The sequence below is a fragment of the Brachybacterium vulturis genome (assembly GCF_043641765.1).
Lineage (GTDB): Bacteria > Actinomycetota > Actinomycetes > Actinomycetales > Dermabacteraceae > Brachybacterium > Brachybacterium vulturis_A.
In genome coordinates this window covers 1-17,680 of the sequence record NZ_JBHZRO010000017.1, presented here as the reverse complement: position 1 = coordinate 17,680, position 17,680 = coordinate 1, and the positions used below count along the sequence as shown (strand labels likewise).

Genomic DNA, 17,680 nt, shown 5'->3' with positions numbered 1-17,680 from the left:
CAAGGACGCCCCGTGCCCCGCCCCCTCGCCCCCGGCCAGCGCTGCCGAATCCATGTGCTCGACGTCGACACCGGAGAGGAGCGGATCCTCCACGAGTCCTCGACCGTGCTGTACGAGGCGCCGAACTGGACGCTCGACGGGAGGAAGCTGATCCTCAGCGGGGACGGGCACCTGTTCGAGCTCGCCGTCGACGGCGGCCGGCCGCAGCGCCTCGATCTCGGCGCCATGGTCCCGCTGAACAATGACCATGTGCTCGATCCCGGGGGCGAGCACGTGTACGTCTCGGCGGATGACGGCCAGGTCCATCGCGCCCCGCTCTCCGGCGGCGCCGCCACCCGGGTCACCGAGGATGACGGATACCTGCACTTCCTGCACGGCGTCAGCCCCGACGGCACGACCCTCGCCTGCACCGGGGTGCGGCGTCGCCCTGACGGGTCCTGGCTCGCGCCGGACATCGTCACGGTCCCTGCCACCGGGGGTGAGGCGACGGCGCTGACCGACGACGAGTTCCCCGACGACGGTCCGGAGTACTCCCCGGACGGCAGCTGGCTGTACATGAACTCCGAGCGGGGCGGGACCGCGGCCGGTCATGCGCGGCTCTTCCGGATGCGCTCCGACGGCACCGGCAGGGAGCAGCTCACCCACGACGAGCGGGTCAACTGGTTCCCGCACCCATCCCCGGACGGCGGGCGGCTCGCCTACGTCAGCTTCCCGCCCGGGACCCGCGGGCACCCCGCCGACCGCGAGGTGCTCCTGCGCCTGTGCGCGGCGGACGGCTCCGAGGGCCGTGACCTCGTGCAGCTGCGCGGCGGGCAGGGCACGATGAACGTGAACAGCTGGGCCCCGGACTCGCGCCGCCTCGCCTACGTGGACTACCCCTCGACGGGGTGAGAGCCTGCTTCCTCGGCACGGTGCGCTCGCGGTGAGGTCTCTCGGCCCCGGAACAGCAGCTGCGCCGTCCCGTCGGCGGCGATGCGGCGGTCCGCCGCCACCGCGTACATCTCCCCGACCAGCTCCTCCTCCAGCACCTCGGCCGGCGGCCCGTCGGCCCGGATCCGTCCATCCGCCAGCACCACCACCCGGTCGCAGTAGCGGGCGGCGAGGTTCAGATCGTGCAGCACCACGATCGTGGTCAGGCGCTGCGCACGCACCAGCTGGAGGGTGTGGTGCTGGGCACCGATGTCGAGGTGGTTGGTCGGTTCGTCCAGCAGCAGCAGGCGCGGCTGCTGGGCGAGGGCCCGGGCGATCAGCACCCGTTGCCGCTCACCGCCGGAGAGGGTGGTGAGGTCCTGGCGGGCCAGGTGCAGGGCGCCGGCCTGCTCGAGGGCTTCTGCGGCGATGCGCTCGTCCTGGGCGGTGGTGGCACCGAAGAGGCCCCGGTGGGGCAGGCGCCCCAGCATCACCGCATCGGCCGCGGTGATCGGCAGCTCGGAGGGGCTGTCCTGCGCCATCACCGCGAGGTGACGTGCCCGTTCACGCCCGGACAGTGCTGCCAGATCCCGGCCCTCGAGCCGTACCTGCCCGGCATCGGGCACCAGGTCCCGGTGCAGGATCCGCAGTGCGGTGGTCTTCCCGCTGCCGTTGGGGCCCACCAGCCCCACCACCTCGCCGCGGTGGGCGGTCAGGTCCACCTCGTGCAGCACCTCGAGGTTTCCGAAGCGGTGGGTGAGGCCGCGTGCCTCGAGCGCCACCTCGCTCATCCCGCCTGCTCCTGCGCGCTCAGCCAGTCACCGATCCGTTCGAGACCGTCGACGATCAGCGGAGAGGCGGGCTCGGTGAAGTTGAACAGCAGCGGCAGCACCGCGCTGTCCTGCACGGCGCGGAGCGGGTCTAGGCGGCTGTCGCCGAGCAGCTCGGCGAGCAGCTCCTCCTCGGGGACGGTGCCCTCGTGCAGCACGATGAGCACGTCGGGATCGGCCGCCAGCAGCGGTTCGGCCCCGCTCTCGAACACCCGTTGCGGGGTGTCGGCGAAGACGTTCTCGATCCCGAGCGCGTCCAGCTGTGCGGTCGCCATCGAGGGCGCGCCGTAGGCGTACACCGGTCCGCCACCGGCGCTCGCGTACAGCACCGCCGCGGTGCGCGCCCCGTGCGGGAGGGCAGCGGCGGCGTCGATCCGCTCCTGCAGCACGGAGACCAGCGTCTCGGCCTCGGCCGTGCGGTCGAACACCGCCCCGTAGGTGCTGATCTCCTCGAAGAGCATCTCCATGCTCGCCCGCTCCTCGAGGCCACCGCAGTACGAGCGCGGGATCAGCACCTCGGCGCCCGCCGCCCGCATCCCCTCGCGGGTGACGCCGTCGGGCAGGCCCAGCACCAGATCCGGCCGCTGCGCGATCACCACCTCCTGACTGATCTGCAGGTGACCGGTGGTGTCGATGTCCTCGGAGAGCATCGGGATCGCGGCGAGGCGGCCGGTGAGCTCCGCGTCGTAGTAGCCGTCGGGGAAGGAGCCGGCGCGGGCCACGACGCGGTCCAGCACCCCGAGCCCGTCGAGCGTGGTCACGGGCGCGCTGTCCAGGAGCACCACCCGTTCGGGCGCCCCTGGGAGGACCACCTCGGCGTCGCAGTCGGTGAGGGTCAGGGGGAAGCCCGCGTCGGCACCCGCGCCGCCCTCCTGCGCGCCGTCGCCGGCGGCGGTGCACGCGGTCGCTCCGAGACCGAGGGCCCCGAGGAGGGAGACCACCACGGTGCGGCGGGTGGGGGAGGAGGTCATGGTCGGGCCCTTCGGGAGACGGCGGACGGGGAGCGAGGCAGCGGGGCGGGAGACGAGGACGCCGGGTCCGGGAGCGCGGAGCCCGGACGATGAGCCGGGAGGATGCACCGGCCTCACCCCTCCCGCGCCTGCATCCGGCGGATCAGGATCAGCAGGAAAGGTGCGCCCACGGCCGCGGTGATCACCCCGATGGGCAGCTCCCGCGGCGCCATCACCAGGCGCGCGACGACGTCGGCCCACACCAGGAACCCGGCCCCCAGCAGCGCGCTCGCCGGGATCGCGACCCGATGGCGGGATCCCACCAGGCGCCGGGCCAGGTGCGGGATCACCAGGCCCACGAAGCCGATCGCCCCGGCCCCGGCGACGGCCGCCGCGGTGCACAGCGAGACCACCACCAGCAGACCGATGCGCGCCCGGTCCGGGGAGATGCCCAGGCCGTGGGCGATGCCGTCCCCGGCGGCGAGAGCATCCAGCAGCGGGGCGCGGGCGGTGAGCACCACGGTGCCGAGCAGGCCGGCCGCCAGCGCGATCACCAGGAAGGCGTTCCACTGGCCCAGCGAGAGCGAGCCCAGCATCCAGAACATCACCGAGCGCGAGCCCTCCGCGGAGTCGGAGGAGAAGATCAGCAAGCTGGTGGCCGCCGAGAGCGCGTAGCCGACCGCCACCCCGGACAGCAGCAGCCGCAGCGAGGTGACGCGCCCGTTGCTGCGCGCGATGACGAACACCAGCAGCGCCGCCGCCAGCGCCCCGACGAAGGCCAGCACCGACTGCGCGTACTCGCCCAGCGCCGCCCCCACGCCGAACAGGATCGCCGCCGCCGCACCGGTGGAGGCGCCGCCGGAGACGCCGAGGATGTACGGATCGGCCAGCAGGTTGCGCACCATCGCCTGCAGCGCCGCGCCGCTGACCGCGAGGCAGGCCCCGACCGCCGTCCCCATCAGCACCCGTGGCACCCGGACGGACCAGATGATCGCGTCAGCCGCCGGATCGGCCGGCGCGGCGACCGGGAGCCCGAGGTGATGGGTGATGACCTCCAGCGTGAGCCCGGGGGAGAGCGGCACCGGGCCGATGCCCACGCACAGCAGGAGGCTGAGGGCGACGAGGCCCGCGAGCAGGGTGAGGAGCAGTCCGCTGCGGTGGGCGCGGGAGCGCAGCCCGAGGGGATCACGAGATGCCGACGATGCCGCGGCCGACGCGGCCGACGCGGCCGTCGGCGGTGCGGCGGTGCGATGCGTGGTGGCCATGGCCCTCCTTCCCGATCACTTGCACAACCGTACAAGTATCCGGGCCGGTGGGTGACCCCCGTGACTGCGCGTGGTCGACCGGTGGGTCAGTCGTGGCCGTGCGGCGGCTCCCCGGCGTGTTCGCCCGGGTGGTGGACTCCGGGCAGGTGCGGGGAGCCGAGGTCGTGCAGCAGCTCGTGGACGGATCGCTCGGCCAGCTCGTATCGCACTTCGCGGCCCACCCGCCGGGCCCGCACCCAACCGGCCTCCCGCAGCACCGCCAGGGCGTGCGAGGTGGTCGACTCGTGCGCACCGAGCACGCTGGCGAGGTCCGAGCTGCGCACCCCGGGGTGGGCGTGCAGGCAGAACAGGATCTGCAGGCGCCGTGGATCCGAGAGCAGCGCCAACCGCCCGGCCAGCTCCTCCACCCCGTCGGCCTGTGCGAGCAGCTCCCGCAGTTCGGCGACCAGCGCCTCGTCCGGCACCTCCTCGGCGGAGGCGCGCACGTGCAAGGGCCGGGCTCGATCCATGGGGACACCGTAGCCGGGTGTCCGCGGCCCGCCGGCCCCGCGCCGTCCCTCTGCTCGCCACCTCCATCCGCCTCGCCCCTAGACTGGCCCGGATGACATCGCAGTCTTCCCGATCCGCAATGAGGTGAGCGTGATGATCGACCTGCTCTGGGGCATCGGCGGGATGGCCGGCCTGCTCCTCATCGCGGTCGCGCTGTCCAGTGATCGCGGGGCGATCCGGCTGCGCACCGTGATCGGCGCCTTCGCGATCCAGCTCGGTCTGGGGGTGATCGTCCTGTACTGGGGACCGGGCCAGTGGGCACTGGAGACGGTCTCTGCCGGTTTCCAGGCCGTCATCGACACCTCGGGCGCGGGCATCTCCTTCCTGTTCGGGTCGCTGCTGCCGGCGGAGGGCGGGGGCAGCATCTTCGCTCTCCAGGTGCTGCCGGTGATCGTCTTCTTCGCCTCGCTGACCGCGGTGCTCTACCACTGGAAGATCCTGCCGAAGGTGGTCCAGTGGCTCGGCGGGGCGCTGGGGAAGGCCCTCGGCACCAGCTACGGCGAGTCGGTCAACGCCGCGGCGAACATCTTCGTGGGCCAGACCGAGGCGCCGCTGGTGATCCGTCCCTACGTCAAGGGCCTGTCCCGCTCCGGCCTGTTCGCGGTGATGGTGGGCGGTCTCTCCACCGTCGCCGGCTCCGTGCTGGTGGGCTACTCGCTGCTGGGCGCGCCGCTGGAGTACCTCATCGCCGCGAGCTTCATGGCGGCGCCGGGGGCGCTGCTGATGGCCAAGATCCTGGTGCCGGAGAACGACCCGGACGCCGTGGCGCGGGAGGCCGCGCTCGTGGCGGCCGACAGCCGCAGGCGCCCCGCGCGGTCGGCCGCCGGGACCGGGGCCGGCGCCGCGACCGCCACCACCACGGCCGATGGGGAGAGCGCGCCGGAGAACCCCGCCCCGGACCGTGACGACCCGGACCACGACGAGGAGGAGACGGACACCGGCTACGCGAACGTCATCGACGCCGCCGCCGGCGGTGCGGCCGACGGTCTCAGGCTGGCCCTGAACGTCGGCGCCATGCTGCTCGCCTTCATCTCCCTGATCGCCCTGATCAACCTGCTGATCGGTCTCGTCGGCGGCTGGTTCGGCGCCGGCGACCTCACCTTCGAGCAGATCCTGGGCTGGCTGTTCGCACCCATCATGGCGATGATCGGGGTGCCCTGGGACGAGGCCGTCGCCGCCGGCAGCTTCGTGGGCCAGAAGGTGGTCGTCAACGAGTTCGTGGCCTTCTCCGACTTCGCCCCGCAGATCGACAGCTTCAGCCCGAAGACCGCCGCCATCACGAGCTTCGCGCTGACCGGCTTCGCGAACCTCAGCTCCCTGGGGATCCTGCTGGGCGGGCTCGGCGGCATCGCCCCCGAGCGGCGCTCCGAGATCGCGCAGCTGGGGCTGAAGGCGATCCTCGCCGGCACCCTCGCCAACCTCATGAGCGCCACCATCGCCGGCATCATGATCGGCTGACCACCGATGCCTGACCCGTCACGCAGGAAGGACCGCGGCCGCTGACGCAGGAATCGCAGACCTGGGCGCGACCGCTCGAGCGCGTCGGCCGCGGCAGGCAGGGAGCACGCGTACCGTCATCCCCCATGGGAGCCGTCCCGCCGTCGACCCTGCCGAGCTGCTCCGTCGTCGTCCCGGTGCGGGACGATGCGCGCGAGCTCGAGGGCCTGCTGGCGGCCCTCAGGAGGCAGACGCGGACTCCGCTGGAGATCATCGTGGTCGACAACGGCTCCCTCGACGACAGTGCGGAGGTGGCGCGGGCGGGAGGCTGCCGGGTCGTCGTGGAGACCGAGCCCGGGATCCCGGCGGCCGCCGCAGCGGGATATGACGCCGCTCGGGGCGAGCTGATCCTGAGATGCGATGCGGACAGCCGCCCTGGGCCCGGCTGGATCGCCGCCCACCAGGACGCGCACGCCCGGCACGGCCCCTCTCGCGTGATCGTCACGGGACCAGCCCATTTCCGCCTGCTCCCGCCGTTCGGGACGGCGCTGGCGGTGCTCTATCTGGGCACCTACATGCTGACTATGGGGGCCGCTCTCGGGCATCTGCCGGCCTTCGGCACCACCATGTCCATGCGGAGGGCCTGGTGGGCCCGGGTGAGCGGGGGCGTCTCCCGCCGCTGCGACGTGCACGACGACATGGATCTGTCCTTCCAGGTCGGCCCGGGCGAGCAGGTGCGCCTGGCCTGCGGGGCGCGGGTGGGGATGTCTCCGCGCGCGCTGCGGCTCCGCCGGGACGGCCGGTTGCGCTGGCAGCGGGCGCTCAGCACCCTGCGACGCAACTGGCGCCGACAGCGGCCCTGGGAGCGCTGGGCGGCGCGGCTCGGGCCGCCGATCGCGGCGCGACGTGAGCGGCGGGCGGACAGGGACGGGTCGTGAACGTTCCGGCACTGCAGCGAGCATTCCGGCTGCTCGCGCTGCTCCTGATGCGATGGTCGGGGCTGGGGCTCGCCCTCGGCTTCGCAGCGTGCCAGCAGTGGGTGGAGGTCGCGGTGGCGATGCTGGTCGCCCTCGCCCAGGTGGTGGCCTGGCGCCACCGCCTGCCGCTCCCCTGGGAGGCCGCGGTCTCCGCGGCCTGCCTGACCGCCGCCGTGAGCTCGTTCCTCCTGCTGTACGAGCGGTTCCCCTGGTGGGACGTCCCGGTGCACGTCACCGTGACCGGGGTGCTGGCCGTCCTGGTCGCGCACGTGGTCCGCCGTGGGTCGCCCTCGGCCCGGGCCATCATGGCGACCGGCGCGGTGCTGGCGGTGCTGTGGGAGCTGATGGAGCTCGCGGGGGCGCGCTGGGTGGACCCCTCCATCTATGTCGCACCGGCGGATACCGCGCTGGACATCGCTGCGGGAGTCATCGGCGCCGCGGCGGCGGCGCTGCTGTGGCATCGACCCGGGCGTGCCGAGCGGCGAGGCGCACGGCCCGCCCGGTGAGCGGCTCCGCACCCGCGCGAGATCAGCGCGTCAGCGCGATCACGATCAGCAGCTGGGTGAGCAGGAACCCGGTCACCAGGTTCAGCCAGAGGAAGCGTCGCCAGCCGCGGTTGGCCTGCTCCGCCCGGTCGTCGCTGAGCGCGCGGAATGGCCAGATGCTCACGAGGTAGGGCAGCGTGAGCAGCCCGGCGAGGGCCGCCGGCCACCCGGTCAGCAGCATCACCACCCCGGCGGCGGCGTAGAGGAGCAGTGACAGCCGCACCGTGCGCGCCGCCCCGATCACCGTGGCGATCGATCCGATGCCCGCGGCCCGGTCGGGCTGGACGTCCTGGACCGCGCCGAAGGCGTGCGAGGCCATCCCCCACAGGAAGAACGCCACCAGCGACGCCGCCGCGGTCAGCCCCAGCGGCGCCCCGGTCAGCGCCAGCCCGAACGCGGCCGGGCCCACGAAATGGGTGGAGGAGGTCACCGAGTCCAGCAGCGGACGCTCCTTGAGCCGCAGCCCGGGGGCGGAGTACCCGACCACGGCCGCGAGCACCACCAGCAGCACCAGCGCGGAGACCGCGCTGCCCATCGCCAGCAGCGCCACCGCGAAGGGCAGCGTCGAAAGCGCGGCGGACCACAGCGTGAGCCGGTGCACGCGCCGGTCCAGCACGATGCCCTCGACCCCGCCCTTGCGAGGGTTGCGCAGATCGGACTCGTGGTCGAAGACGTCGTTCACCCCGTACATCAGCAGGTTGTAGGGGACCAGGAAGAACAGCGTGCCCACCGCCAGGGCGGCATCGACACCGCCCCCGGCCAGCAGGTAGGCGGCGGCGAAGGGGTAGGCGGTGTTGACCCAGCTCAGCGGGCGCGAGGTGCCCAGCAGCTGAGCCGCCGCACGGGGAGCAGCGCTCACAGCGGTCATGCTTCCTCCTGCGGGGTCAGCAGCAGCCACAGCGAGGGCAGCAACAGCCCGGCGGCCAGCGGCCAGGCCAGGTCCTCCAGCGGGGCCAGGCCGATCCTGATCCCCAGCAGGTCGCTCTCGGTGAAGCGGAACAGGTCCGCGGCGATCATCGCCGTGTCGAACCCGATGGTGAGCACCAGCAGCCCCGCGGCCGTCACCGCGGTGGTCAGCCACCAGCGGCGCCCGGGACGGCGCCGCACCACGGCGAGGACGAACACGGCCACCGGTGCCAGCAGGAACAGCCCGGCCAGGGCGGCGTAGCTCATCGTGCCCCCTCCCGGATGACGGAGCTCGTCCGGCGGCGGAGTCGCCCCAGCAGCAGGTCCACCAGCCCCCACAGCACCAGGGTGTGGTAGCTGAGGAAGGTGATGAACACCAGCTCCTCGAGGGGGAGCTCGCGGCCCAGCAGGATCCCGGTCATCCACGGGCTCGCGCCCATCCGATAGTGGCCGGCGGCGATCGCGGCGAGATCCCAGAGCAGGAACAGCCCGATCCCCGCCGCCAGCACGATCACCGCGCGCCGGGGCGCATGCCACAGCACCAGGCGGAAGCGCCGGTCCAGCAGGCCCATGCACACCAGCGGGATCAGCAGCGCGAGCAGGTACACCAGCGAGGTCATGCGATCGCCTCGCCCGGGGCGGCGGGCGCCGGCCGCGACGTGGCCTCGGCCTCGGGCTCGGTCGCAGGCTCCGGCAGCGGGGAGGCGGAGTGGTCGCCGCGCAGCCGCTTGGCGACCAGCTCGGCGCTGATCAGGCACATCGGCAGGCCGATCCCCGGGATCGTGCTGGCTCCCGCGTAGAGCAGGGAGTCGACCTTCCGCGAGGCGTTCCCGGCGCGCAGGAACGCGCTCTGGCGCAGGGTGTGCGCGGGGCCGAGCATGCCGCCCTTCCAGGTGCGCAGATCGGTGGCGAACTCCTCCGGGCCGACGGTGCGGCGCACCACCACCCGCTCGGCGAGGTCGGGGATCCCCGCCCAGGCGGCGATCTGCGCGACGGCCTCGTCGGCGATGGCCTCGACCGCGCTCGATCCGGCCCCGTCGATCCCGCCGCGCCCCAGGCCGGGCTCGGCCGGCATCGGGACCAGCACGAACAGGTTCTCCTGCCCGGGCGGGGCGACCGAGTGATCGGTCGCCGAGGGCCGGCACACGTAGAGCGAGGCCGGGGAGGGGACGCGCCCCTGGCGGATCGCACCGAAGTTCTCGCCCCAGTCCCGGGTGAAGAACAGGCTGTGATGGGCCAGCTGGGGCAGCGATCCCTCCACCCCGAGCATGAGCAGCACCGCGCCCGGGCCGGAGGTGGCCTTCTCCCACCAGCGCTGCGGGTAGGTCTGCAGCGCCGGTGGCAGCATGGTGGTCTCCACGTGGTGCAGATCGGCGGTCGCGACGACCACGTCGGCGGGCAGCTCGCGCACCGTCCCGTCGGCCTCCTGGATCTCGACGCCGACCGCCCGGGGGCGGCGCCGACCCGGCTGCGGCGCGGTGAGGATCCGGCTGGCGCGGGTGCCGGTGCGCAGGTGCACGCCCTCGCGCTCGGCGAGCTCGGCGATCACCTCGATCAGCCGGGCGAACCCGCCCTGGGGGTAGAGCACCCCGCCGGTGAGGTCCATGGCGCTCATCAGGTGGTACATGCTCGGGGTGCGGTCCGGGGAGGAGCCCAGGAACACGGCCGGGTAGCCGAGGATCTGGCGCAGCCGCGGGTCCTGGAACCGTCGCCCCACGAAGCGCTCGAGCGGCTCGAGGAGCAGCTGCAGCAGCCGCGGTGCCCGGGCGAGCAGCGGAGCGGTCAGCAGCTCCCGGCGGCGGGTGAACGAGGAGTAGAGGAAGTGTCCCAGCGCCATCTCGTAGGTGTGCTGGGCGGAGTCGAGGTACTGGTCCAGGGCTCGCCCGGCGCCGGGTTCGATCGCCTCGAAGGCGGTCGCGTTCTTGGCCACGGAGGCGTGGACGTCCACCGGCTCCGCGTGGTCCTCGAAGAACACCCGGTAGCCGGGATCCAGCCTCTGCAGGTCCAGCTGTTCGGCGGCGGAGGTGCCGAGCAGGTGGAAGAAGTGGTCGAACACCTCGGGCATCAGGTACCAGGAGGGGCCGGTGTCGAAGCGGAACCCGTCCTGCTCCCAGCTGCCGGCCCGGCCGCCGAGCTGCTCGCGCGCCTCCACCAGCTCCGCCCGGTAGCCGTCCCGGGCCAGCAGAGCTGCCGTGGCGAGCCCGGAGATGCCGCCTCCGATCACCACGGCGGTCCGGTCCGGGGCGGTCGAATCCTCCCCGGCGGGGGTGGGGCGGGCGCTCATCGGCGGGCCCCGAGCACGGCACGAGCCATGATCACTGCTTTCTCGTGGTCGGGGACCCGCACCCGGGCGCGCCGGATCTGCTGGGCCGGGGTGGCCCGCAGCCGGCGCGAGAGCGCGCCGTAGAAGCCGTGGGCGGCGGCCACCGCGCGGCGGCTGGAGACGGGCAGGTGCGGTATCGCCGTCGCCGCCAGGGCCAGGTCGGCATCGATGTCGTCCAGCAGACGGTCGCGCTCGGCGTCACCGAAATCGTCCACGTCCAGGCCCGGGAAATAGGTGCGCCCCAGCTCGTCGTGATCCTCGGCGAGGTCCCGCAGGAAGTTCACCTTCTGGAAGGCGGCGCCGAGGGCGCTCGCCGCCGGGGCGAGCCGCGCATAGGCGGCATCGTCCCCGTCCAGGAACACCCGCAGGCACATCAGTCCGACCACCTCGGCGGAGCCGTGCACGTACTCCGCCAGGCTCGTCTCGTCGTGCGCGGAGACGGCGAGGTCCGCGCGCATGGACGCGAAGAAGGGGTCGATGAGCGCGGGCCCGATGCCGCAGCGTCGCGCCGTGAGGGCGAAGGCCTGCACCACGAGGTTGGTGGACCGGGCGCCGGCGACGGCGCGCGCCGTCTCGGCGGCGAGATCCTCCAGCAGCCGGGACCGCTCGGCGGCGGGGAACGTCGGGTCCGGGTCGTCGACCGTCTCGTCGGCGATGCGGACCAGGGCGTAGATGCTGCGCACATGGGTGCGCACCGGCTCGTCGAGCATCCTGGTCGCCCAGCCGAAGGACGTGGAGTAGCCGGCGATCACGCAGCCGGCGCTGCGCTGGGCGACCCGGTCGTAGCGGCTGGTCGCGACGTGCGGCGTGCTGCGGGCCGTCATCGGTCCCTCCTCGCAGTCGCAGTCGCAGTGCCGGTCGCCCCCGCGGGCCCGCGGGGGCGGAGCCACTGCGCAGCGGCGGCGAGGGCGATCACGGCGGCGGCGACCACGGCCGCGATCGCGACGGCAGGGGCGTGGGGCTCGTCCGTCGCGCGGCCGACGGCGATCCAGGCCAGCCCCCAGATCATCGCCAGCGGCGCGGCGACCGGGCGACGACCGGCGACGCTCAGTCCCGCCCCGATCACCGCCACCACCGCGAGCACGAGGACGGCCAGCAGCGCGGGAGCCCCGAAGCCCGAGAACCCGGCACCCGTGAGCGCGGCGGCGATGTTCGCACAGGTCGCGACGCTGACCCAGCCCAGGTACAGGCCGAAGGTGCCGTCCACGACGATCCGCTCGACCGCGCCGCCGGGCGGGACGGCCGTGAGGCGGCGGAAGAGATCCGCGAGGACCACCAGCAGCACCGCGATCACCACCACGCTGAGCGCCACCCAGCCGGCCTGGATGGTGAGGATCCATGCGGCGTTCAGCAGCAGCGAGGCGATCGCATGCGCGGCGATGCGGCGTGCATCGCGCCGGTCCCACCACTGCCACAGCGTGTACGCGCCGAGCCCGATGTAGATGACCGTCCAGATCGTGAAGGCGGAGCCGGCGGGTGCGAGGTGGGTGGCGTCGGCGGCGAGCAGACCGCCGGCGGCCTCATCGATCGGATCACCGCCGAAGGCACCGACCCCGATCGCGGTGCCGAGCATCGCCAGCAGGAAGCTCGCGGTCACGGCGAGCCGACGGACGAGCGGGCGGGTCATGCGATCCCTCCGGGAGCATCGGGGTCGTCGAGTGCGCGGGAAGCGCCGAACGTCGTGGCGGTGCCAGGGGGCCGGCGCCGGTCCCGGGCGCGGCCGGGACCGGCGGACTCCGCGGCGCGGGCGATGTTGCGCTGCATCCCGCCGAACACGATCCCGTGGAAGGGCCAGACGGCCCACCAGTAGAGGTCCCCGAGCAGCCCGCGCGGATGGTAGATCGCGCGCTGGTGGAGGATCGCGCGCCCGCCGTCGGTGGGTTCCACGGCCAGCTCGAGCCAGGCCTGTCCGGGCAGCCGCATCTCGGCGCGCAGCCGCAAGAGGCGACCGTCCTCGATGCGCTCGACCCGCCACCAGTCCAGGGCGTCGCCGACGACGAGCCGGTCGGGGTGGCGACGGCCTCGGCGCAGTCCCGGCCCGCCGACGAGGCGATCCATCAGCCCCCGCGCGATCCAGCCCAGGCGCCAGGAGTACCAGCCGTTCCGGCCGCCGATGCCCTCGATCACGTCCCACAGGGTCTCGGGGGAGGCATCGACGCGGCGCTCGCGCTGGTCGCCGCGCACGATCCCGCCGGACCAGTCGGGGTCCTCGGGCAGCGGGGAGGAGGGTGCTCCGGCGGGGGTCGCGGAGTGCCAGGCGGTGGCGACGTCGAGCTCGCGGATACGGGTCAGGGCCAGCTCGATCGCGCTGTCCACCCCGGTCAGGCCCCCCTCGGGATCGGGCACGAGGTCGCGCAGATCGTGCTCGGCGGCGACGGATTCATGGATGAGCGACTCGACCAGCGGTCGGGCGATCCCGGTGGGCACCGGGGTGACCAGGCCTATCCAATGGCTGGCCAGGCGCGGGGTGAGCACCGGCACCGTCCGGATGGGCCGCCGGGGGAGGCCCGCGGCGCGGGCGTAGGCGTGCAGCAGCTCGGCGAAGGTCAGCACGTCCGGGCCGCCCACGTCGAAGGTGCGGTTCGGGGCCCCGTCGAGGAGGGCCGCGGCGACGAGGTAGTGGAGCACGTCGCGCACGGCGGTCGGCTGGATCCGGTTGCGCACCCACTGCGGGGCGATCATCACCGGCAGCCGCTCCGCGAGGTGGCGCATGATCTCGAAGGAGGCGCTGCCCGAGCCCAGGATCACCGCCGCGCGCAGCACCACCGCGGGGACCGGACCGGCCAGCAGGATCTCCCCGACCTCCTTGCGGGAGGCCATGTGCGCCGAGAGCTCCACGCCCTCGGGGTGGATGCCGCCGAGATAGACGATCCGCCGCACGTCGGCGCGCGCCGCGGCGTCCGCGAAGGACTGCGCGCCCTGCCGGTCGCGGTCGGCGAAGCGGCGACCGCCGCCCATCGCGTGGATCAGGTAGTAGGCGACGTCGATCCCCTCGAGCGCGGCGTCGAGGCTCGCGGGGTCCTCGACGTCGGCCTCCACCACCTCGACCTGGTCGCGCCAGGGACGGTCCTGGAGCCGGTCGGCGTGGCGCGCCATGGCGCGCACCCGCAGCCCGGCCCCCAGCAGGGCGGGGACCAGACGGCCGCCGATGTAGCCGCTGGCGCCGGTGACCAGGACCAGCGGTGCGTCATCGGGGTGGGAAGCGGGACTGCTCATGCGGGGAGTCCTTGTTCTGCGGGGCGTTCTGCGCGGCGCCGGACCGGTGCCGCGTCGGTGGGAGCGGTCGTGGGCAGGGTGAGGTCCGCGGCGCGGAGGATCTCCGCGGTCGCGAGGTCGAGCGCGACGGCGAGGCCCGGTGGCAGCTCGTGGCGCTCGGCCGTCTCGGCCGCACTGGTCACGTGCCAGCGGGCGAGGTCCTCGACCCAGGCGCGGGAGCCGCCGGAGGTCAGCAGGTCCCGGGCGCGACGGGCCTCCGCCTCGCCGAGGTCCGCCCGCCCCAGCAGCGGCTGCAGCGCGTCCCAGGAGTCGGTGGTCGAGGCGTGGGCGATGAGGGCGGTGCGCTTGCCCTCGCGCAGGTCGCCGAGTGCGCTCTTGCCGGTGAGTCGCTCGTCGCCGAACACGCCCAGCAGATCGTCGAACAGCTGGAAGCCGATGCCGAGCAGGCTGCCGATCTCGTCGAGGGCGGCGAGCACCTCGGGGGAGGCATCGGCCAGCAGGGCACCGGCCCGCAGCGGCAGCTGGAAGGAGTAGAGGGCAGTCTTCAGTTCAGCGACAGCGAGTGCTTCCCGCAGCACCACCGCACCGTGCGCCGGGCCCAGCTGGAGGCGCACGTCAGCGAGCTCCCCGGCCGCGGTGGCGTGCAGGGTGCTCTCGAACAGGTCCAGCAGGCGCTCGATCACCGGGGCGGGCGCCTCGCAGCGGGCGATCGCCCGCATCGCCGCGATCAGGCCCAGATCACCGGCCAGGATGCCGGCAGCGTCCCCGAGCCGTTGCGCGTCGGCGGGTGCGGTGCCACGGCCTCGGGCATCGGCGGCGATGCCTCCGGGCAGGCTCGGCACCCCGCGCCTCACCTGGTCGCCGTCGATCACGTCGTCCTGCACGACCAGGGCGGTGTGCAGCAGCTCCAGTGCCGCCGCCACCTGGACCGCGGCGGGCTCACGAGCGCCTCCGAGCGCCTGGTGGGTGGACAGCAGCAGGCTCGGGCGGAATCGCTTCCCGCCGCCACTGGCCCGGGCGAAGGCGTCCCACAGATCGTGGTGATCGGGCAGCGGCAGGGCGCCGGGCCGGCTCGCACCGAGTCTCAGCAGGCGCTGGATCTCGCGCTCGACAGCATGCTGATGCGCGGTGGTCATGGGGTCCTCGCGGGGACCTGCTCGAGGACCCCGGTCAGCTGCGGAACCTGGGAAGCCGTCCATGGGCTCAGTATCCACGGTGAGAGCTGCACCAGCGAGGCGAGCTCGGTGGGGGAGACCCAGCGCAGGTCCATGACCTCGTCAGGATTCGGCTCGGGATCGCTCTCGGCAGTCGTGACGAAGACCGGGCAGATCTCGTTCTCGACGATGCCGGAGGCGTCGACGGCGCGGTAGCGGAAGTCGGGGATCGCCTCCTGCGGGGCGCCCACCGCCATGCCCAGCTCGTGTCGCGCGTGGCGGGCGATCGCCTCGGCGGAGGTCTCCCCCTGACGAGGGTGGCCGCAGAAGGAGTTCGTCCACACCCCGGGCCAGGTGCGCTTGGACAGCGCCCGTCGCGTGAGCAGCACGCGGCCGTCCTCGCGCACTGCGTAGCAGGAGAAGGCCAGGTGGAGGGGCGTGTGCGGTGAGTGGACGGTGGCGCGAGGAGCCAGTCCGAGGGGGGACCCGTCGGCGTCCATGAGGATGACGTGGTCCTCCACGGCAGGCTGGGAAGGACGGGTGTCGGTCATGGGCACTCCTGGGTGATCGTTAGCCTGTCTACACAAATGGACTGTAGCATCCGAGCATGACCGAGGCCCCAGAGCGCGATGAGGCGAGCGACGCGCACTCGTACTGGTACGGCGACGCCGATCCCGCCGTCGAGCTGCTCGCCGCGACCCGCCGGTTCCGCAGCGCGGACCATGAGATGCGCCGTCGCATGAGCGCCGGCATGGACATGAACACGACGGATCTCGCGGCGCTGCGCTGCGTCATCGCCCATGAGCTGGCCGGCGACCCCGTCACCCCGCTGCGGCTCGCCCAGCAGCTGGAGATCTCCGGGGCCTCGACCTCGAAGCTGCTGGATCGGCTCGCGGTCTCCGGGCACCTCGAGCGGGCACCCCATCCCCGTGACGGGCGCTCCCGGATCGTGGTGGCCACCGACCACGCCCATCTACAGCTCAGGGAGCGGCTGAGCGGAATGCATGAGCAGATGCTCGAGATCGCCCGGGCGGTTCCGGAATCGGCCCGACGGGCGACGATCGACTTCCTGCTCGCGATGGCCGACCACCTCGAGACCGAGGCGCCGCCCCAGGAGCTCACCCCGTCAAAGGAGTGAGGAGCCGGCCACGGGAGCTGGGATACTGGAGTCACCCGACGAGAGCGCCTCGTCGCGAGCGAGGACCCCGGCGACCGACCTCATCGCGATCCGAAGTGAGCGTCGCGGAGAGACCCTGGAGGAGAACTCGATGGCGTTGATCCGCTGGGACGAGCACGGCACCGAGCGCACCGCACACTGGCACTCGGAGAACGGCGCCCCACCGCCGACGCGGCTCGAGATCGCCGATGACTCCCTCACCGCGGATGCGGCCCTGCGCCGACTGCGCACCGGGACCGGGCTGCTGTGGCGAGGCGACTTCCCCGGTGCCCGCCAGCTGCTGGCCGCCATCGGACGCCGGATCGACCGCCGCAGCCCGCCGCGGAGCGAGGACATCGCGCAGCTCTTCCGGGACCATCGAGCGCAGCGAGCACATCGCGCCCAGGTCCTGGGCGGCGTCGTGGTGCTCCTCGACCCCGGTCACAGACTCGACCTGCGGCGTGCACCGGACGTTTCCGAGGCCTGCCATGTGGCCTACGGGAGCAGCGACGAGCCGATGCTCGTCTCGCTCCCGGAGCTGCTCGGCGTGCTCAGCGCCTACCAGTGGCAACTGAAGGGCGTGCCGATCCCGGCGCTCGGTGAGCGCATCCATGCCCGGTACGGGGTCTTCTCCCCGGTGCGCTCGGAGTACGTGGACCTCGTCGCCGAGGTTCCGCTGCCTCAGGTCGACGGGGGAGTCACGGCCTTCGACCTCGGCACCGGCACCGGTGTGCTGGCCGCGGTGCTCGCCCGACGAGGGGTCGCGCACGTGGTCGCCAGCGATATCAACCCCCGGGCCGTGGCCTGCGCGAGCGAGAACGTCCGGCGCCTGGGCCTGGAGGGGCGGATCCGCGTGGTCGAGACCGATCTCTTCCCACCCGGACGCGCCGATCTCGTGGTCTGCAATCCGCCCTGGCTGCCGGGGGCGGCCACCTCGGCCCTGGAACTGGGCGTCTATGACGAGTCCTCGAGCATGCTCCGGGGCTTCCTCGACGGGCTCACCGACCACCTGCGTCCCGGTGGGGAGGGCTGGCTGATCCTCTCCGACCTGGCCGAGCTTCTGCAGCTGCGCAGCCGGGAGGAGCTGCTGGGGATGATCGAGGGCGCCGGCCTCACGGTCGCCGGGACCCTGGAGACCGCCCCGCGGCATCCGCGGGCGAAGGATCCCCGCGACGCGCTCCACGCCGCGCGCTCCCAGGAGGCCACGGTCCTGTGGCGCCTGCGCCCGGAGAGCGACTAGGCAGGGCCTGACGGCCCGGGAGCGAGCAGCGCCGGATCGGCGGTCTCGGCCAGGGCCGCGGGAGGTGTCTGGCTACGTCCGCGTAGCCAATTCCTGACCTCGACAGACGTCCATCACCGAGGTGTGGTCGAGGCCACGTCGGAAACGGGCGTTCTGGCTTGACGGGGGTGTCGGGGGTGCGTAATGTTCTTCCTCGTGCCCCGGACAACGGGAATCAGGAACG

The 17,680-nt window shown here is 73.3% G+C and carries 19 protein-coding genes; 6 read left to right on the top strand and 13 right to left on the bottom strand.

The window, feature by feature from the left end:
* Positions 1–12: 12 nt before the first annotated feature.
* Positions 13–891, top strand: coding sequence for a TolB family protein (locus ACHUEU_RS13035; RefSeq protein WP_394216558.1), 879 nt, complete (start codon positions 13–15; stop codon positions 889–891).
* Here ACHUEU_RS13035 and ACHUEU_RS13030 read toward each other — a convergent pair.
* The 4 genes from ACHUEU_RS13030 to ACHUEU_RS13015 all read right to left on the bottom strand — a co-directional run bounded on the left by ACHUEU_RS13030 (position 873) and on the right by ACHUEU_RS13015 (position 4,463).
* Complete coding sequence (locus tag ACHUEU_RS13030) at positions 873–1,700, bottom strand: ABC transporter ATP-binding protein (protein ID WP_394216557.1); 828 nt, start codon at positions 1,698–1,700, stop codon at positions 873–875. The genes ACHUEU_RS13035 and ACHUEU_RS13030 overlap by 19 nt on opposite strands.
* Positions 1,697–2,710, bottom strand: a complete 1,014-nt coding sequence (locus tag ACHUEU_RS13025) for an ABC transporter substrate-binding protein (protein WP_394216556.1) — start codon at positions 2,708–2,710, stop codon at positions 1,697–1,699. The genes ACHUEU_RS13030 and ACHUEU_RS13025 overlap by 4 nt, the downstream gene beginning before the upstream one ends.
* Positions 2,711–2,823: 113 nt before the next feature.
* Positions 2,824–3,954: a FecCD family ABC transporter permease gene (locus tag ACHUEU_RS13020; protein ID WP_394216555.1), complete on the bottom strand. Its 1,131-nt coding sequence runs from the start codon at positions 3,952–3,954 to the stop codon at positions 2,824–2,826.
* A gap of 86 nt (positions 3,955–4,040) precedes the next feature.
* A complete protein-coding gene (locus tag ACHUEU_RS13015; RefSeq protein WP_394216554.1) occupies positions 4,041–4,463 on the bottom strand; it encodes an ArsR/SmtB family transcription factor in 423 nt (140 codons plus the stop codon).
* Between the two features lie 133 nt (positions 4,464–4,596).
* Here ACHUEU_RS13015 and ACHUEU_RS13010 point away from each other — a divergent pair, with 133 nt between their 5' ends.
* The 3 genes from ACHUEU_RS13010 to ACHUEU_RS13000 all read left to right on the top strand — a co-directional run bounded on the left by ACHUEU_RS13010 (position 4,597) and on the right by ACHUEU_RS13000 (position 7,423).
* A complete protein-coding gene (locus ACHUEU_RS13010; RefSeq protein ID WP_394216553.1) occupies positions 4,597–5,961 on the top strand; it encodes a NupC/NupG family nucleoside CNT transporter in 1,365 nt (454 codons plus the stop codon).
* 125 nt (positions 5,962–6,086) lie between these two features.
* Positions 6,087–6,878: a glycosyltransferase family 2 protein gene (locus ACHUEU_RS13005; protein ID WP_394216552.1), complete on the top strand. Its 792-nt coding sequence runs from the start codon at positions 6,087–6,089 to the stop codon at positions 6,876–6,878.
* A complete protein-coding gene (locus ACHUEU_RS13000) occupies positions 6,875–7,423 on the top strand; it encodes a hypothetical protein (protein WP_394216551.1) in 549 nt (182 codons plus the stop codon). Before ACHUEU_RS13005 ends, ACHUEU_RS13000 begins: the two co-directional genes overlap by 4 nt.
* 22 nt (positions 7,424–7,445) lie before the next feature.
* On the opposite strand, the gene ACHUEU_RS12995 is transcribed toward ACHUEU_RS13000, so the two are convergent.
* From ACHUEU_RS12995 to idi, 9 genes are read right to left on the bottom strand one after another with little or no spacing between them, the layout of a single operon-like run.
* Positions 7,446–8,330: a prenyltransferase gene (locus ACHUEU_RS12995; RefSeq protein WP_394216550.1), complete on the bottom strand. Its 885-nt coding sequence runs from the start codon at positions 8,328–8,330 to the stop codon at positions 7,446–7,448.
* A complete protein-coding gene (locus ACHUEU_RS12990) occupies positions 8,327–8,635 on the bottom strand; it encodes a lycopene cyclase domain-containing protein (RefSeq protein WP_394216549.1) in 309 nt (102 codons plus the stop codon). The genes ACHUEU_RS12995 and ACHUEU_RS12990 overlap by 4 nt, the downstream gene beginning before the upstream one ends.
* On the bottom strand, positions 8,632–8,988 hold the full coding sequence (locus tag ACHUEU_RS12985; protein WP_394216548.1) for a lycopene cyclase domain-containing protein: 357 nt from the start codon (positions 8,986–8,988) through the stop codon (positions 8,632–8,634). The genes ACHUEU_RS12990 and ACHUEU_RS12985 overlap by 4 nt, the downstream gene beginning before the upstream one ends.
* A complete protein-coding gene (gene crtI, locus ACHUEU_RS12980; RefSeq protein ID WP_394216547.1) occupies positions 8,985–10,652 on the bottom strand; it encodes a phytoene desaturase family protein in 1,668 nt (555 codons plus the stop codon). Before crtI ends, ACHUEU_RS12985 begins: the two co-directional genes overlap by 4 nt.
* A complete protein-coding gene (locus tag ACHUEU_RS12975; RefSeq protein WP_394216546.1) occupies positions 10,649–11,515 on the bottom strand; it encodes a phytoene/squalene synthase family protein in 867 nt (288 codons plus the stop codon). The genes crtI and ACHUEU_RS12975 overlap by 4 nt, the downstream gene beginning before the upstream one ends.
* Positions 11,512–12,318 (bottom strand): tryptophan-rich sensory protein, encoded by an 807-nt coding sequence (locus ACHUEU_RS12970; RefSeq protein WP_394216545.1) that lies wholly within the window; start codon positions 12,316–12,318, stop codon positions 11,512–11,514. Before ACHUEU_RS12970 ends, ACHUEU_RS12975 begins: the two co-directional genes overlap by 4 nt.
* Complete coding sequence (locus ACHUEU_RS12965) at positions 12,315–13,907, bottom strand: SDR family oxidoreductase (RefSeq protein WP_394216544.1); 1,593 nt, start codon at positions 13,905–13,907, stop codon at positions 12,315–12,317. The genes ACHUEU_RS12970 and ACHUEU_RS12965 overlap by 4 nt, the downstream gene beginning before the upstream one ends.
* Positions 13,904–15,043: a polyprenyl synthetase family protein gene (locus ACHUEU_RS12960; RefSeq protein WP_394216543.1), complete on the bottom strand. Its 1,140-nt coding sequence runs from the start codon at positions 15,041–15,043 to the stop codon at positions 13,904–13,906. Before ACHUEU_RS12960 ends, ACHUEU_RS12965 begins: the two co-directional genes overlap by 4 nt.
* Complete coding sequence (gene idi, locus ACHUEU_RS12955; protein WP_394216542.1) at positions 15,040–15,612, bottom strand: isopentenyl-diphosphate Delta-isomerase; 573 nt, start codon at positions 15,610–15,612, stop codon at positions 15,040–15,042. Before idi ends, ACHUEU_RS12960 begins: the two co-directional genes overlap by 4 nt.
* Positions 15,613–15,668: 56 nt before the next feature.
* Between idi and ACHUEU_RS12950 the strand changes: the two genes are divergently transcribed.
* Together ACHUEU_RS12950 and ACHUEU_RS12945 are read left to right on the top strand one after the other, a co-directional pair.
* On the top strand, positions 15,669–16,199 hold the full coding sequence (locus ACHUEU_RS12950; protein WP_394216541.1) for a MarR family winged helix-turn-helix transcriptional regulator: 531 nt from the start codon (positions 15,669–15,671) through the stop codon (positions 16,197–16,199).
* Positions 16,200–16,329: 130 nt separating this feature from the next.
* Positions 16,330–17,457, top strand: coding sequence for a methyltransferase (locus tag ACHUEU_RS12945; protein WP_394216540.1), 1,128 nt, complete (start codon positions 16,330–16,332; stop codon positions 17,455–17,457).
* Positions 17,458–17,680 lie beyond the last annotated feature (223 nt).

What these genes read in the sequence shown, in the direction of transcription:
- ACHUEU_RS13020 (WP_394216555.1), bottom strand. Translation starts at nt 3,954, where the DNA reads ATGGCCACCACGCATCGCACCGCCGCACCGCCGACGGCCGCGTCGGCC.
- ACHUEU_RS12945 (WP_394216540.1), top strand. Translation starts at nt 16,330, where the DNA reads ATGGCGTTGATCCGCTGGGACGAGCACGGCACCGAGCGCACCGCACAC.
- ACHUEU_RS13025 (WP_394216556.1), bottom strand. Translation starts at nt 2,710, where the DNA reads ATGACCTCCTCCCCCACCCGCCGCACCGTGGTGGTCTCCCTCCTCGGG.
- ACHUEU_RS12965 (WP_394216544.1), bottom strand. Translation starts at nt 13,907, where the DNA reads ATGAGCAGTCCCGCTTCCCACCCCGATGACGCACCGCTGGTCCTGGTC.
- ACHUEU_RS13015 (WP_394216554.1), bottom strand. Translation starts at nt 4,463, where the DNA reads ATGGATCGAGCCCGGCCCTTGCACGTGCGCGCCTCCGCCGAGGAGGTG.
- ACHUEU_RS13010 (WP_394216553.1), top strand. Translation starts at nt 4,597, where the DNA reads ATGATCGACCTGCTCTGGGGCATCGGCGGGATGGCCGGCCTGCTCCTC.
- ACHUEU_RS13030 (WP_394216557.1), bottom strand. Translation starts at nt 1,700, where the DNA reads ATGAGCGAGGTGGCGCTCGAGGCACGCGGCCTCACCCACCGCTTCGGA.
- ACHUEU_RS12975 (WP_394216546.1), bottom strand. Translation starts at nt 11,515, where the DNA reads ATGACGGCCCGCAGCACGCCGCACGTCGCGACCAGCCGCTACGACCGG.
- ACHUEU_RS12990 (WP_394216549.1), bottom strand. Translation starts at nt 8,635, where the DNA reads ATGAGCTACGCCGCCCTGGCCGGGCTGTTCCTGCTGGCACCGGTGGCC.
- ACHUEU_RS12985 (WP_394216548.1), bottom strand. Translation starts at nt 8,988, where the DNA reads ATGACCTCGCTGGTGTACCTGCTCGCGCTGCTGATCCCGCTGGTGTGC.
- ACHUEU_RS12995 (WP_394216550.1), bottom strand. Translation starts at nt 8,330, where the DNA reads ATGACCGCTGTGAGCGCTGCTCCCCGTGCGGCGGCTCAGCTGCTGGGC.
- ACHUEU_RS12960 (WP_394216543.1), bottom strand. Translation starts at nt 15,043, where the DNA reads ATGACCACCGCGCATCAGCATGCTGTCGAGCGCGAGATCCAGCGCCTG.
- ACHUEU_RS12950 (WP_394216541.1), top strand. Translation starts at nt 15,669, where the DNA reads ATGACCGAGGCCCCAGAGCGCGATGAGGCGAGCGACGCGCACTCGTAC.
- crtI (WP_394216547.1), bottom strand. Translation starts at nt 10,652, where the DNA reads ATGAGCGCCCGCCCCACCCCCGCCGGGGAGGATTCGACCGCCCCGGAC.
- ACHUEU_RS13005 (WP_394216552.1), top strand. Translation starts at nt 6,087, where the DNA reads ATGGGAGCCGTCCCGCCGTCGACCCTGCCGAGCTGCTCCGTCGTCGTC.
- idi (WP_394216542.1), bottom strand. Translation starts at nt 15,612, where the DNA reads ATGACCGACACCCGTCCTTCCCAGCCTGCCGTGGAGGACCACGTCATC.
- ACHUEU_RS12970 (WP_394216545.1), bottom strand. Translation starts at nt 12,318, where the DNA reads ATGACCCGCCCGCTCGTCCGTCGGCTCGCCGTGACCGCGAGCTTCCTG.